This window comes from Cyclobacterium plantarum (assembly GCF_011290685.1).
Lineage (GTDB): Bacteria > Bacteroidota > Bacteroidia > Cytophagales > Cyclobacteriaceae > Cyclobacterium > Cyclobacterium plantarum.
This window is the reverse complement of record NZ_JAANYN010000017.1, coordinates 40,990-55,693: the sequence shown is the minus strand read 5'-3', so window position 1 is coordinate 55,693 and position 14,704 is coordinate 40,990. Positions and strand designations below refer to the sequence as shown.

Genomic DNA, 14,704 nt, shown 5'->3' with positions numbered 1-14,704 from the left:
TTCCTACCTTTGTACAAAATTAACAATTAACAACTGCAAAATTGAATTTACTAAAAAATATTAAAACCACGGCAATAAATGTACTTCAAAACGAGGCCGATGCCCTTATAAATTTAATACCTTATATTGGAGAGGATTTTGAGGCTTGTGTACGAGATATTTTTCAGCACTCAGGACGGGTGGTGGTCACCGGTATTGGCAAAAGTGCCATCATTTCCAATAAAATTGTGGCTACACTCAATTCTACAGGAACACCTTCTTTATTTATGCATGCTGCCGATGCAATTCATGGTGATTTGGGTATGATTAAAAAAGAAGATTTTGTAATATGCATATCTAAAAGCGGCAATACTCCCGAAATTAAAGTGCTGGTACCTTTGGTTAAGCAACTTGGAAACAAGCTGATAGCCTTGGTGGGTAACGAATCCAGTTATTTGGCCAGGCAAGCAGATTACGTGTTGTATGCAGGTGTAAAGGAAGAGGCCTGCCCGAATAAGCTGGCTCCAACCAGCAGTACTACAGCCCAAATGGCCATGGGAGATGCCCTGGCAGTTTGCTTACTTACAGCCAGGGGTTTTACTGCCGAATCTTTTGCCAGGTTTCATCCGGGAGGTGCCCTGGGCAAGAAGCTGTACCTGAAAGTTGGAGATGTAATGGATGATTCCTTGCTGCCTGTCATTACAGTGAATGCGAACTTAAAGGATGTAATTGTAGAGATAAGCAGTAAAAGGCTTGGGGCGACAGCTGTGGTTGGACCTGATAAGCAGTTGCTGGGCATCATAACGGATGGAGACCTGAGAAGAATGCTTCAGCGTGACCCTGACCTGACACGGATAAAGGCGGTTGAAATCATGACCAGTCATCCGAAAACGATCGATGCCGGGGAGTATGCGGTAAAAGCACTGGGATTGATGAGGGATTTTAATATTACACAATTGGTAGTAATGGAAGGTAATTCGGTTGTCGGGTTTATCCATATTCATGATTTGATGAAGGAAGGAATTGTATAAATTATGGAGACAAGGGACAAATATGTAGTGATTTTGGCAGGAGGTATCGGAATTAAATTCTGGCCGTTTAGCAGGCACCACAAGCCCAAACAGTTTTTGGATTTACTTGGTACCGGCAAGTCTTTGCTTCAAATGACCTATGATAGGTTTAAAGATGCCTTCGAACCTTATCAGTTTATTGTGGTGACCAATAAAAGATACCTTTCCCTGGTAAAAGAACAATTACCACAAATACCTGAAAACCAGATACTCGTTGAGCCATTGCGAAGGAATACTGCAGCATCTATTGCACTGGCCAGCTATAAAATCAAAAAATTGAACCCAAATGCCATGGTGCTGATCAGTCCATCCGATCAGTTGATCTTTAATGAACAGGCTTTTTTTGAAGCCATAGATCTGGCTATAGAGGGCGCTTCCGAATCTGGAAACCTGGTTACTATCGGTATCAGGCCAAACAGGGCAGATACCAGCTATGGTTATATTCAGTATTTCCCCGATAATGGGAAGCAGGTTAAAAAAGTAAAAACCTTTACCGAAAAGCCTGACTTTTCCCTGGCCACCACTTTTTTGGAAAGTGGAGATTTCGTTTGGAATTCGGGGACTTTTATTTGGAAAAATGAAAGTATCATCAATGCTTTTGAAAAGTATTTACCGGAAATGGCTGAAGTTTTTGAGGAAGGTGAAATTTACTTTTGCACTGAAAAGGAGCACCTGTTTCTGAACAAGGCTTACAGCCTGATCAAAAATATTTCCATTGACCATGGCATTTTAGAGAGATCCGATGAGTTTTTTATGGTATTGGGTGATTTTGGCTGGTCAGACCTGGGTTCCTGGCAAAATCTGTATGACATTTCTGATAAGGACAATGAACAAAATAGTGTAAAAGGTAAAGCGCTATTGTACGATACGGAAAACTGTTTCATTCAACTTCCTCAGGACAAGCTGGTGGTCATTCAGGGTTTAAAAGATTACCTGATCAGCGATAGTGAAAATGTACTTTTAATTTGTAAACTTGGAGAGGAAAGTAAGTTTAGAGAATATGTTACAGATGCCAGAAAAATAGATGAAGGTTTTATCTGATACCCTTAGGCATCAGTTTTTTTTTCATGAGCGGCGACTGCGTTTCTTACGGATCCATATTTGTTCAACAAATCATGGGCTTCTTTTTCTCCCAACCCAGTCGCTTCCATGATCATCTTTGTGCCTCTATCAACCAGTTTTTTATTAGATAACTGCATGTCCACCATTTTATTTCCTTTGACCTTTCCGAGTTTGATCATGACACTGGTAGAGATCATGTTAAGACAAAGTTTTTGTGCAGTTCCTGATTTCATGCGCGTACTACCGGTTACGAATTCAGGCCCCACCACTACCTCAACCGGGAACCTCACTGCAGCTGCCAGGGGGCTATTGGTATTACAAGTAACACAACCTGTGAGCAAGCCTGCCGATTCAGCAGCCTTAACTCCTCCGATTACATATGGTGTAGTACCTGAAGCAGCAATTCCAATTACTGTATCTTGTGCGTTGAATCCAAATGATTGAATATCTTTCCAGGCCTGTTGTGGATCATCCTCCGCATTTTCTACTGCTTTTCGGATGGCTGTGTCCCCACCGGCAATAATGCCGATGACCATTTCATGAGAGACCCCGTAGGTAGGGGGACATTCCGAAGCATCCAAAATACCCAATCGCCCACTTGTGCCAGCACCTATGTAAAAGAGGCGGCCGCCTTTTTCCATTCTTGGTACGATCGCATCTATTAATGCCTCCAGCTGTGGTAAAGCTTTATTTACTGCCAATGGAACAGTTTGATCCTCTTTATTCATATTTGCCAGCAATTCACTTACTGACATTTTTTCCAGGTGATCGTAAAAAGAAGAACTTTCTGTGGTACTCATATTTTTTCTTGATGATAAAGGGTCAACCCGGCAATCGGGGTTTCGATGATGGTATTGATTTGAATTTGCAGGTCCTTTCCGGCTTTTCTCAGAATGTCATTATTATAGTATGCGATTGATCCTACAAAGTTCACAGGCTTGTTTTGATAGTTTTCATACCTCATTACATGCCTGTGAAAGAAATCCCTAAAGGCATTATAAATCAGGTTATAGCAATAAGGATTGGATTTGTGTTGTGAAATAAACTTACAAAAACCAGCCATGTACCGGTTGGGAAAGGGCTTTTTGTAAACGTTGTCCTGAATCTCGAATATCGTTAGGTTATAGACCTTGATAAACTCCTTGCGGATTTCTTCAGGCATGTCATCATAAATAAAATCCTGAAGAAAATGCTTTCCAATATATACTCCACCACCTTCATCACCCAATAAATAACCGGGGGAAGGCCTGCTTGAGACAATGTTTTCCCCATCGTAGTCACCGCTGTTGGATCCGGTACCCAGAATACAGGCTATGCCGGCCTGGTGTCCACAGGTAGCCCTGGCAGAAGCCATAAGGTCGTGATCAACATGTATTTCAGTGAGTGGAAATATACTATGGATGGCTTGTGCAACGGATGCTTTATTGGCCGCTGAGGTACAACCGGACCCATAAAAATAGATCTGGCTGACCTGAGATTTTAAAGCCAGCAAATGAGGGTTGTTTAAACCTGCAACCATGTCCTCTCTGGTTTGATAATAGGGGTTAAATCCGATGGTCCTGAACTGAGAGATGTTGTCATCTTTCCCGATTACCCGCCAATCGGTTTTGCTTGAACCACTGTCTGCAATTAGAATCATTTATTTCAGGTATCCTATAGGTTCAAATTTATCAAAAACATGGGCTGTATGGGGTGCACTTTTCAATTCTTCAGTAAGATCCTGCCCTGCCCAGTGCTCATAGTGCCTGCCGGATTTCCAAAGCCTTGAACTGGCGAGATCATAAACTTTTCCCTGGAAGGCTATCCAGATTTCAGGCTTATCCTGCCCGTTTCTCAAGGCCAACTGGGATTTTGAAATGGCAATCATATTTTACCATTAAACAACACGTGTATCATAAGGCCGACAATAAGCTGCATTCAATCAGTAGAGTTTTAGTTGGGAATTGACCCACCTTTCAGGAATCTCTCCTTGTTGCGCAGTAAGGTAATCCTGATAACTGCAAGGGATGATGGTGTCTCTTTTATATTTTTCAGTTTTATTTTTAGGGATTTCCATCCACCATTTACCGCTCAACTTGCTTTTATAAAAATGCAATATAGAAGGTTTTGAATCTAAAGATACAGTATATTTGATGTAATCACTGCTTTTGAAGGATAAACTGTCCTTCCTTTGGTAAAAACCCTCAATAAAGTACCAAATCATGGTCGCTATCACGGAGGCTGTTTTGGACCTGCCGTCGTCCAGTTTTCCATGGTACCCATAAATGCCCATTGAACTTAATTTTTCATTCATTCCGGCAAACCAGCAAATCTGGCAGGCTTCCTCCGCACTTAGCCCAAAAGGCTGGGCATCAATGGCCCCTGGGGCATCTGATGCGTGAATAGCGCATACATCAAAACTCAGCAAGTCCGCATTCCGGATTAGGGGTTCTGTTTCCTTGAAGCTATCCCTGAGTTGTCCCAACCTTACATGGTCAAAATAAAGTTTTTCAAGTGTAGTGACCAATTCCGGATCCGTTAAAAAACTCTGATAGGCCAGATGACAATAATTAAACATATAATTGGGCTTGTTTAAAATAATGTCCTGGGAGTGAAGCTCCATGGGCTTGCCCTTGTCCTCCATATCCATTTTAGCATCAACGGTAAGCAGGCTAACCAGTTTTTTCATTGGCTGATAGGAGCGGTATTGGCCCAGATCCAGGTCATGACTTCCTCCTACAAAAATAGGCAAAACTTCCATTTTCAACAATAACTCTCCGATTGAACTGATCAGCGATAGTGTTTCTTCTCTGCTTTGTCCAATTTTGATATTGCCCAGATCTGCTATGCAGTAGTTGTTCTGTCCTTTTTTTAGGGGATAGAGTTTACTTCTTATCTGGTTTGTAGTCAAAGAGGAGTTTTCCACCTGATCATTATCAGCACCGCGATACTCCTCGATTCCAACAAGAGCAATCTGAATCCCTTTTATTTCCGGAAAGGTTTCTCCATGGCAATGTATGTGATGAAAAAATGCATTGTGACCGTATTCTTTGTTTAAGATGGCTGGCTGAATGGGTTCGAAAAATGCCTCAAGATCCATTGATAATCTTTAAAATTGAAGATCAAATTTATTGAAAATACCTGCATTAAAAAAGTCCCGTTAGCAATTAACGGGACTCATTTTAAATTAACCTCCGAAATCGTCAAATCTTATGTTTTCATTGGGGACTCCCATATCGTCCAGCATTTTCAATACTGCAGAATTCATTAGTGGAGGACCGCAAAGGTAATATTCAATCTCATCCGGCTCCTCTATATCTTTCAGATAGTTGTCGTAGAGTACCTGATGAATGAATCCTACGTATCCATCCCCTTCCTTATCATCCAGAGATTTTTTGACTTTCCAGTTATCCTCGGGAAGCGGCTCAGAGAGACCGATGTGAAAATTAAAATTTGGAAATTCCTTTTCTATATCTCTGAAGTGTGGGGTGTAAAACAATTCCTTTTTAGACCTTCCTCCATACCAGTAAGAAACTTTACGATCGGTTTTTTCCGTATGAAATAGATGAAATAAATGCGATCTCAATGGTGCCATTCCTGCTCCACCACCAATATAAATCATTTCCCTCTGGGTAGGATTGATATGGAATTCACCATATGGTCCTGAAATGGTTACTTTATCACCCGGTTTGCGGGAGAAAACGTAAGAAGAACACACGCCCGGATTAACATCCATCCATTTGTTGTTGGCCCTGTCCCAGGGTGGGGTAGCAATCCTGATGGTTAGCATTACGATATTTCCTTCTGCAGGGTGATTGGCCATAGAATACGCCCTGAAAAGTTCTTCATCGTTTTTCATTACCAAGTCCCACAGACCAAATTTATCCCAGTCACTTTGGTAAACATCTTCAGGATGTTCCAGTTCAGGATGTGGTGTAATATCCATATCCTTGAAATTAACAACCACTTGAGGGACATCTATTTGTATGTATCCTCCCGGTTCAAAATCAAGTGTTTCACCTTCTGGAAGCTTTACCTTAAACTCCTTGATGAAGGTCGAAACATTGTAATTGGAGACCACTTCGCACTCCCATTTTTTGATACCGAATATCTCTTCAGGAATTCGGATTTTCATATCGTTTTTTACCTTCACCTGGCAGGAAAGTCTCACATTACTTTGCTTTTCTGCCCTGCTAAGGTGTCCTTCCTCCGTGGGTAAAACTTCACCACCACCTTCTTCAATGGTGCATTTGCACATGGCACATGTGCCACCTCCGCCACAGGCTGAAGGGAGAAATATTTTTTTGTTCCCTAACGTGGAAAGTAGTGTAGATCCCGCAGAGGCCACCAAAGGGTTCTTTTCGTCGCCGTTGATGATGATTTTCACGTCTCCGGAAGCCACCAATTTGGATTGTGCAAAAAGAAGTACAAATACCAGTAGCAAAATAATAAAGGTGAAAGCTACTATCGAAGTTATGATTACTGAACTCATTTAATAGAATTTTATTTTTATCAGTATAATAAACCGGTGAATGAATGACACAAATATATTTATTATTCAACAAATCCACCGCAATAAGGGAATATTTTAATCCGAATATCCTGGCTTATTAACCGCTTAATTGCGCAATAAGTTTAGCAAAGTGTACATTCTGTTTTTCAACTGACGTCGGTCGATGATAAAATCAAGAAATCCATGTTCCAAAACAAATTCGGAACTTTGAAATCCCTTTGGTAAATCCTTGCCAATGGTTTCCCTTATCACTCTTGGACCGGCAAATCCTATTAATGCTCCCGGTTCGGCAATATTAAAATCGCCAAGCATGGCGTAAGAGGCTGTTACCCCTCCAGTGGTAGGATCCGTCATCAATGAAATGTAGGGAATTCCCGCTTCGTCCAACAAAGCCAACTTGGCGGAAGTTTTCGCCATTTGCATCAAGCTAAACCCGGCCTCCATCATTCTGGCACCACCGGACTTGGAAATCATCAGGAAAGGGATTTTGTTTTTCAAGGCATAATCAATTGCCCGGGATATTTTTTCTCCTACCACTGATCCCATTGAACCGCCAATGAAGTTGAAATCCATACAGGTGATAATGAGGTCAAGACCATTGATTTTGCCAACTCCCGTCCGGGCAGCATCCTTTAGGTTTGTTTTGGCGATGGTATCTTTAATTCTGGTAGTATAGGGTTTGCTATCCACAAAATTTAGCGGATCACCCGAGGTCATGTCTTTGTCCAGTTCCTTGAATTGGTTGTCGTCAAAGAGTATCTCAAAATATTCTTTGGAACCAATTTTTACGTGATAGTCATCGTCTGGGCAGACATAAGAGTTGTTTTTCAATTCCCGGGTGTGGATGATATTCCCTTTTGGGGTCTTGTACCATAGTCCGTCAGGAGTGTCTTTTTTTTCCTCTGTGGAAGTTTTGATCCCGGCATCTTTCCTTTTAAACCAAGCCATAAAGTTTTGTTTAAATTAGCCCAAAAGTAATTTGGGAATTCAAATTTATGGGTATTATCCGTTAAATAAAACCAAAATCTGTATTCTCGCTCCGAATACAATTTTTCATCTCATTTTTTTTCTTCCTCACCGGACAATAAAACCCGGGATTTTGGCAGGGACCCTGGGTAATTCTGCTGGAGGTATTCCAACATTTTTTCTCTAACCAAACACCTGAGATCAAAGGCCGTAGGGCTGTCTCTGGCACTCATCAGGCAACGGATTTCTACTGTTTTTTCTGTGTAATCGGTTACCTGAAGTACCTGCACCTTTTTATCCCATAAGGAGCTGCCATCCAATATTTCTTTTAGCTTGACTTTTAAATCCTCCACCGGAATGGTATGGTCTACATACATGAATACTGTCCCCCAGATATCAGCAGTAGTCCTGGTCCAATTTTGGAATGGCTTTTCAATGAAATAGTTGATAGGTAGCACCAACCTTCTCTGATCCCATATCCTGACCACTACATAAGTCAGGTTGATCTCCTCAATTTTCCCCCATTCATCCTCTACCACCACTACATCATCAATTCTTATGGGTTGTGTGAAAGCAATTTGAAACCCTGCCAATAAATTGGCGATGGATTTTTGTGCAGCCAAACCAACAATGATACCTACAATACCTGCAGAAGTCAACAAGCCCGCACCTAGTTTGCGGGCTGATTCGAAATTCATCAATATGGCTGAAAAAGCAAGGATAACAACTATTATAATAAAAAGCTTTCTGACAAAGGCTACCTGAGTGAGCAATCGCCTTTCTCTTAAATTGTCCTCTTTGTTTGAATTGAAGTTCTCCAAAAAAGCATGCCTCAATACATTGGACAGCTCAATAAGTATCCAGGAAAAAGTGATGATGGCAAGGACTATAAAAAAAGGCTCCTTACCAAAGTGGCTTAAATCAGGTGGAGAGAAGAGAGGTTCGATAATGGGGAATACGGCAAAAAAGAGTCCCCATTTTAATGCGGTGGAAAATTTTCTCATGGCATTTTTTCCCTTTTCGGAGGTAGGTCTGTAAATCAGCCTGGCCAGTTTTGGAAATAACAACCAAAGAAAAATATGGCTGAACACCAACAATCCAAGTGCTATCCCAATAAAAACAAGGGTTTCTTTTTCCATGCTTTAAAATTTAATGATTTTGCTGTTAGATAGGTTGGATAATTTAATATGCCCTTCGCCAAACTGCGAAGCTTATGCCTAAACCTGATATTTTTTTAAATTAGGGTTTATTTCTGATGAAATCAATTTTCTCATTATCTTTAAACATTAACTTAAGACCAGATCATGCAACTCACCTATTTATTTGTTTTTTCAGCCATCATTCTGACCGGTGCTTATTTCATCTATGGTAAGTATGTTTTCAAAAAGTTTAAAATCAATAATGATAATCTCACCCCCTCACATCGGCTAAATGACGGGGTAGATTATGTGCCCAGTAAGCCGATTGTTGTGCTCGGACACCATTTTGCCTCCATCGCAGGTGCAGGTCCTATAGTTGGGCCAATCATTGCCATTACTTTTGGCTGGATACCAGCCGTTATATGGATTTTGATAGGGGGAATATTTTTTGGGGCAGTACATGACCTGGGAAGTATGGTGGCATCACTGAGAAATGATGGAAAATCCATAGGTGTTATCATTCAAAACAATATTGGTAAAAAGGGGAAAAGGTTGTTTATTTTATTCAGCTTTTCGACCCTGATCCTGATCATTGCCGTATTTGCGGATATTATTGCCAAAACCTTTATCAGCAACCCAGGTGTGGCTTCGGCTTCCATTTTGTTCATTGGGTTGGCTGTGGTGTTTGGGTTTGTTACCAAAGTCACGGGACATAGGAAAAGTGCATTTTTAATAGCCTCCATTATTGGTGTTGCGGTAATGTATTATTTTGTTTACCTGGGAATGCAAATTCCTTTCGTGTTGAACTATCAAACCTGGGTTTATATACTGTTGATTTATGCATTTATCGCTTCCGTTACCCCTGTGTCCATGTTGTTACAGCCCAGAGATTACCTGAATAGTTTTCTGTTGTACGGTTTGATTCTGGCAGCTATTGTAGGGGTCTTTGTGGCCAATCCTACCATAGTAATGGATACGGAAATTCATGTAACAGATGAAAACCTTGGCTATTTGTTTCCCGTGCTTTTTGTGACCATAGCATGTGGCGCCATAAGTGGATTTCATTCCCTGGTTGCCTCAGGCACTACTTCCAAGCAAATTGACAGGGAAGGGGATGCCAAAATAGTTGGGTTTGGTGGCATGTTGATAGAATCATTTTTGGCCATTATTTCAGTGGGAGCCGTGGTTGTCCTGAGCAGGACGGATTATTTGTCCAGATTGGGGGAGGAAGGCCCTGTTCCTCTTTTCGCCGATGGATTGGGGAATATCATTTCAGCCATGGGTGTGTCCGAGCCATTTGCCATAGGCTTTGTGGCATTAACCGTGTCTGCTTTTGCTTTGACAACACTGGATACCTGCACCAGACTGGCCAGGTTTACCCTTCAGGAATATTTTGAGGATGTGGAACAACCCATAGGAAAGAAATTATCCCAAAACAGGTATCTATCTACGAGTGTAGTGGTAGTGCTTTCTGTTTTATTATTGGGAAGTGGGGGGTTTACCACACTATGGCCCATATTTGGATCTGCCAATCAACTCCTGGCTGCACTGGCATTGTTGACCATTTCCGTTTGGTTGATCAAGAAAAAAATCAATCCCACCTTTGTTACTATCCCGATGTTTTTCATGTTTACTGTCACCCTTAGTTCCCTGGGTTTGTTTGCCTGGCAGAATTTTCAGAAAGATGCTTATGTCCTTTCTATTATTGCAACCATTCTTTTTGTGCTTTCCTTTGCTTTGATCATTTTGGCCAAGAAAAGTCTGACAAAAGATGTGGAAGTCAGGAAAATGGCCTAAAAAAATAGGTCCACCTTAACATTGATTCAATGTTAAGGTGGACTTTGTCAGTTTAAATGATCAAAAGAGATTGAATCCCAGGGAAAGTATAAGTTGGTTTTGTCTTTGGTCGGTAGGAACCTGGCCGAAATTATTGACAGAGTTTGTCAGCCCTCCTTCATATTTTAAATCCATCAAAAAATTTCCAATATCCAAACCTACTCCTGCCTGATATCCAAAGGTAAACTCCTCCTTAGGGGGAATGATTTTTTGCCTTGTCCCATTGTCAGCAGTCATGTCTCCATTGATCAAATAACTGGCTACAGGTCCCGCCTGAATCCTGAAGAGCCCACCTAACTTCATCCCGACCATTAGAGGGACATCTAATCGGTCAAAATTGACATCATAATTGAAGGTGTTGTTAGAGAATGATCCGCCAGTATTGGTGTACAAAACTTCGGGTTGTAAGAAAATAACAGGCAAATTGATCCTGGCAAAGGCACCTACGTGATAACCCATTTTAGAATCTTCACCCTTAAACCCATCCATTACCTTTACGTCACCTTGGGAGACGCCAAATTTTGGACCGATAGATAAAACCTGGGCATTTACTTGTCCAAAGCCCAAAAGAAATAAAATTACAAATAATTTTTTCATGTGCTGGAGTTTATAATGATAACGTGAAACATTTACTTTTTAAACAATTTTTAACTTAATATAGTATATTTTAATGTTGATTTTTAGTGGTCGCTTTACTTTTGGTCCGGGTACATTGGGGATAAATCATTTCTTTTTGAAAACCATGTACGGGTCTTAAGGGTTTTGCCGTTACAAAAGACAGGTTTAATTTTGCCAGATGAAATTTATACGAAATAAATTAATACTATTCGCTTTTTTGGCTCTCCTTTTTCAGGGATGTGAAGAACCAATTAGAGAGGACCCTTTTGTAGGAATAGGGGCCTCCAGGTGGGATGTGGGCAAATCTGCTAATTTTTTACTTTCTGACGACCGGTTTACTGCCTTGGAATTGGAAATTGTATATATGGAGGGCTTCAAACCAACCAGTTTTATGGTTAGCGAGATGAGGGATTTCCTTCAGGAGCTTACCTTGAAACCTGAAGGCATCCGGGTTACTGAAAGGGAGATACCAGCTGAAGGGGAGGAATTTTATACAACCGATAAAATTGCCGAATTGGAAAACCGCTACAGGGAGAGCTATAATGACGGCAATACAGTATCTGTGTTTTTATTGGTGGTAGATGGTTTTTTTATGCAAAATGAAGAGGAATACTTTACCATAGGGGCAGCATACAGGAATACCAGTATGGTCCTTTTCGGGAAAAGAATCGCCGAAAATTCAGGTGGATTCAGAAAACCGGGCAGAGGAAACCTGGAAGCTACCGTGGCACTGCATGAATTGGGACACCTTTTAGGTTTGGTAAACATAGGTACTGAAATGGTTACGCCCCATGAAGATACTGATCAAGATCGGGAGTTCCATTGTGACAATGCGGATTGTTTGATGTATTGGGCTGTAGAAACCAGTAACGTACTCAATTTTATGCAGAATTCCGTGCCCGAACTGGATGAGAATTGCAGGAATGACCTTCGGGCCAATGGGGGGAGATAAAATTCCCGCCCTATCAATCAGGGCGGGAAAATGATTAAAATTCATTGAAAACTGGCGTTTCTTTTTTGACGATTCTCCAGGCCAGACCTACATTCAACAAGTAATCTGCAAATGCAGCATCCCCATGGCGGTAATTGTCAGGGGTGCTAGCGGCTATATCCGTCACACTTCTGGTTCGGTTGCGGTGCAATGCTACCGGCACATTGACGTTGATGGTGAAGTTATTGATCATGTAACTGATACCTGGCTCGAAGGATATCACATACCCTGGCCTTCTAAAGCCTTCATTTCCTCCGATTAAGTCTCTTACAGGAATGCCCTCAACCCTTCCTCCAAGGGAAAGACCCAGGCCGTGTACAAACAGGGATTTGAAAACCCCTGCTCTTAAAGCGAACTGGTCAGGTACTGCCATTATGGACTCGTTGGATAAGATTGGACTTAATGTTTCACGAAAAGTCCTGGTCCCATTGGTTTCTCTGGGGTTGATCAGGTAAAAACCATCGTAAAAAAAGACAAATTCCTTTCCCAGGAAACGCAATCCCTGCATATCGACGATTAGCCCGACTCCCCCATCCCCGGGCTGTATGGACTGATCCACGGGCCGTCTTTCAGGCGCTCCTTCCGGACCGACATTGAAGAAAGTGCTACGGGCGTCATAATTCCCAGTGGGGAGTTTTAGGTTGAGTCCAAATGCCATATTGCCATTTTTGGCCCTATCTCCCTTAAATAGCCAGTACCCCAACCCCAATCTCATGTCTGCTATTCCCTGAGAATAACTAACGTGTCTTTCAGTCCGGCCATGCTCGTACAGAGAGCTCCTTTCATTGTAAACAAATGGAAGTGAAATCGCACCATATAATTGGTTATTGAAGGCATAGCTGATATTAAAATCCACGGCATGTGACCAGTTGATTACCTCTGTATGATTGGCTACCCTGTCAGGTTCTTCGTGTGTGCCCTTAAAATGCCGGAAAGACCTGAAATACCGGTAGTTGGTGACAAAATTCCAGTCACCCTTTTGAAGGAGCTCCCCTTGATTCAGGGCATTTCCCACTCCAGAAAATTGCCTTATGGCTACACATCCCTGGGCCTTGATGTGGTTTTCCATTATTATACTTGCTAGCAATACAAGTAATAAACTTTTAATGTATATATTTTTCATTGGTCGGGTATTTTCTTGATTGTTTTTGATTGGTTATTTGGCTTTCCTCTTTTTTTATCCATCACCTACGGGGCCACTGCAAGCTTGATTTGAAAAGAAATTCTCCTTAATCTAACAGGTGTAATTCGTATAGAGATTTCCTCAAAAAGCAGAAAATTCATTTTTTCCGCAAATTATCAAACCCTTTCAGGAACCAGTTTCCATGTCTGAAATTGTTTCAGGTGGAATGATGCAATGCTTTCCACCACGAGAATTGGGGTGGTTCTAAAATTGCATTCCTGATTATTGCAGGATTGTTGACCTTTGGCTTTTTGTTGTTTATGGAAACAAGAGGAGGGAAACCACGAATTGTTTTTAAGGATAAATTCGAACAGGTTTCCCTGGTGTTTTAAACAAATCTGGGAGGTGGACTTGGAAAGGGTATCAGGGTTTCCATCCAAAAACAGGTAAAAAAACTATTCCAATTCATCCTGTTGACTGATGGTTTTGAAAAGACAAATTGAAAAAGTGGTTTAATGTAATCTTTTAAGGAAGTTTGTGAAATGACCTGGTCATTTTGGGAGTCCGAACCGTTTTCAGGTATGATTGTAAGGATCCATTGCTTGGTATTGATTTCCAATTTGATTTTGGCCATATCGGGAACGTAGACCAACTCAAAGGTGTCATCTTTAAAACGTTTTTGTATGGCCCTATAGGCTTTACCGTCTTTGGTAAAGGGAATATTTGTCAGCTGAAAACCTTCCTCATCAAAGGAATAGGGGAGTTTCATGGGGATTTTCATGACCTTCTTATTGGAGAAGTCTTCCTGATATACCCTTTCAGACCAATCCTTTTCTATCTTGTATTGGTATACTTTGTGAAATACATGGTACCCAAAATGATAGACTATGAAACAAAATAACAGCGATATGGCAATAAAAGGCCTCATTTCTCAGAATATGGCCTAAATGTATAAAAATTCCCCGAAAGGAAATTCAGGAGGGATAAATATATTTTTTTATTTCTTGAGACGGTTAGTCCTTAACTTCTTCATAGTCAATATAATCTCCTCCAGAAATATTTCCGGAAGTGCCTTTTTTGCCTTTTCCAGGTACAAAATCAACATTTACATTTCCACCTTTGGGTTTATTTTTTTTTCTGGCCTCTTCCCTTTGGGCTTCCTGAACCTGATCGGCAAACTTCTTCAGTTTGCTATTCAAAAAGTACCGCAGCAAACTTGAAAAGATCCACCCCAAAGCAATAAAGAAGATTATTATTTTTAAAATCATGATGACCAATTTTGAAAATGCACGAAATCCGACCAATAGTTAAACATTAACCTATTTTTTTAACGGATAATTCCTTTTTTCCATTCAATATTAAGGGAAAAATTATATAAAAACCAATCTGTAACCTGCAAAACAAAAAGGTAAAAAATAGCCCGGCCCT

15 protein-coding genes are annotated in these 14,704 nt (G+C 41.0%); 4 read left to right on the top strand and 11 right to left on the bottom strand.

From position 1 onward, the window contains the following. Positions 1-41 precede the first annotated feature (41 nt). Both G9Q97_RS23485 and G9Q97_RS23480 read left to right on the top strand, forming a co-directional pair. Positions 42-1,010 (top strand): KpsF/GutQ family sugar-phosphate isomerase, encoded by a 969-nt coding sequence (locus G9Q97_RS23485; protein WP_166151522.1) that lies wholly within the window; start codon positions 42-44, stop codon positions 1,008-1,010. Between the two features lie 3 nt (positions 1,011-1,013). Beyond that, positions 1,014-2,090: a mannose-1-phosphate guanylyltransferase gene (locus tag G9Q97_RS23480; RefSeq protein WP_166151520.1), complete on the top strand. Its 1,077-nt coding sequence runs from the start codon at positions 1,014-1,016 to the stop codon at positions 2,088-2,090. Positions 2,091-2,095: 5 nt separating this feature from the next. On the opposite strand, the gene murQ is transcribed toward G9Q97_RS23480, so the two are convergent. From murQ to G9Q97_RS23445, 7 genes are all read right to left on the bottom strand, one after another. Next, positions 2,096-2,911, bottom strand: coding sequence for an N-acetylmuramic acid 6-phosphate etherase (murQ, locus tag G9Q97_RS23475; protein WP_166151518.1), 816 nt, complete (start codon positions 2,909-2,911; stop codon positions 2,096-2,098). Beyond that, positions 2,908-3,750, bottom strand: a complete 843-nt coding sequence (locus G9Q97_RS23470; RefSeq protein WP_166151516.1) for an N-acetylglucosamine kinase — start codon at positions 3,748-3,750, stop codon at positions 2,908-2,910. The genes murQ and G9Q97_RS23470 overlap by 4 nt, the downstream gene beginning before the upstream one ends. Then, entirely contained in the window at positions 3,751-3,978 is a 228-nt protein-coding gene (locus G9Q97_RS23465) for a cytochrome b5 domain-containing protein (protein WP_166151514.1), read from the bottom strand. 54 nt (positions 3,979-4,032) lie between these two features. Continuing rightward, positions 4,033-5,190, bottom strand: coding sequence for a formimidoylglutamase (locus tag G9Q97_RS23460; RefSeq protein WP_166151512.1), 1,158 nt, complete (start codon positions 5,188-5,190; stop codon positions 4,033-4,035). Positions 5,191-5,277: 87 nt separating this feature from the next. Then, positions 5,278-6,582 (bottom strand): NADH:ubiquinone reductase (Na(+)-transporting) subunit F, encoded by a 1,305-nt coding sequence (gene nqrF, locus G9Q97_RS23455; RefSeq protein WP_166151510.1) that lies wholly within the window; start codon positions 6,580-6,582, stop codon positions 5,278-5,280. Positions 6,583-6,708: 126 nt separating this feature from the next. Beyond that, the gene (gene accD / locus G9Q97_RS23450) at positions 6,709-7,551 is read right to left on the bottom strand and encodes an acetyl-CoA carboxylase, carboxyltransferase subunit beta (protein WP_166151508.1); all 843 of its coding nucleotides are present in this window, start codon (positions 7,549-7,551) and stop codon (positions 6,709-6,711) included. Positions 7,552-7,661: 110 nt separating this feature from the next. After that, on the bottom strand, positions 7,662-8,708 hold the full coding sequence (locus tag G9Q97_RS23445; RefSeq protein WP_166151506.1) for a mechanosensitive ion channel family protein: 1,047 nt from the start codon (positions 8,706-8,708) through the stop codon (positions 7,662-7,664). A 165-nt stretch (positions 8,709-8,873) separates the two neighbouring features. Between G9Q97_RS23445 and G9Q97_RS23440 the strand changes: the two genes are divergently transcribed. Then, positions 8,874-10,505, top strand: a complete 1,632-nt coding sequence (locus tag G9Q97_RS23440; RefSeq protein WP_166151504.1) for a carbon starvation CstA family protein — start codon at positions 8,874-8,876, stop codon at positions 10,503-10,505. A 60-nt stretch (positions 10,506-10,565) separates the two neighbouring features. Here G9Q97_RS23440 and G9Q97_RS23435 read toward each other — a convergent pair whose 3' ends face one another. Continuing rightward, positions 10,566-11,141 (bottom strand): porin family protein, encoded by a 576-nt coding sequence (locus G9Q97_RS23435; protein ID WP_166151502.1) that lies wholly within the window; start codon positions 11,139-11,141, stop codon positions 10,566-10,568. A 199-nt stretch (positions 11,142-11,340) separates the two neighbouring features. On the opposite strand from G9Q97_RS23435, the gene G9Q97_RS23430 reads away from it, so the two are divergent. After that, a complete protein-coding gene (locus G9Q97_RS23430) occupies positions 11,341-12,114 on the top strand; it encodes a hypothetical protein (protein WP_166151500.1) in 774 nt (257 codons plus the stop codon). A 34-nt stretch (positions 12,115-12,148) separates the two neighbouring features. On the opposite strand, the gene G9Q97_RS23425 is transcribed toward G9Q97_RS23430, so the two are convergent. From G9Q97_RS23425 to G9Q97_RS23415, 3 genes are all read right to left on the bottom strand, one after another. Beyond that, positions 12,149-13,222 (bottom strand): hypothetical protein, encoded by a 1,074-nt coding sequence (locus G9Q97_RS23425; protein ID WP_246255844.1) that lies wholly within the window; start codon positions 13,220-13,222, stop codon positions 12,149-12,151. A gap of 442 nt (positions 13,223-13,664) precedes the next feature. Then, on the bottom strand, positions 13,665-14,204 hold the full coding sequence (locus tag G9Q97_RS23420) for a hypothetical protein (protein WP_166151496.1): 540 nt from the start codon (positions 14,202-14,204) through the stop codon (positions 13,665-13,667). 85 nt (positions 14,205-14,289) lie between these two features. Beyond that, on the bottom strand, positions 14,290-14,544 hold the full coding sequence (locus G9Q97_RS23415) for a DUF4834 domain-containing protein (RefSeq protein WP_166151494.1): 255 nt from the start codon (positions 14,542-14,544) through the stop codon (positions 14,290-14,292). Positions 14,545-14,704: the final 160 nt, after the last annotated feature.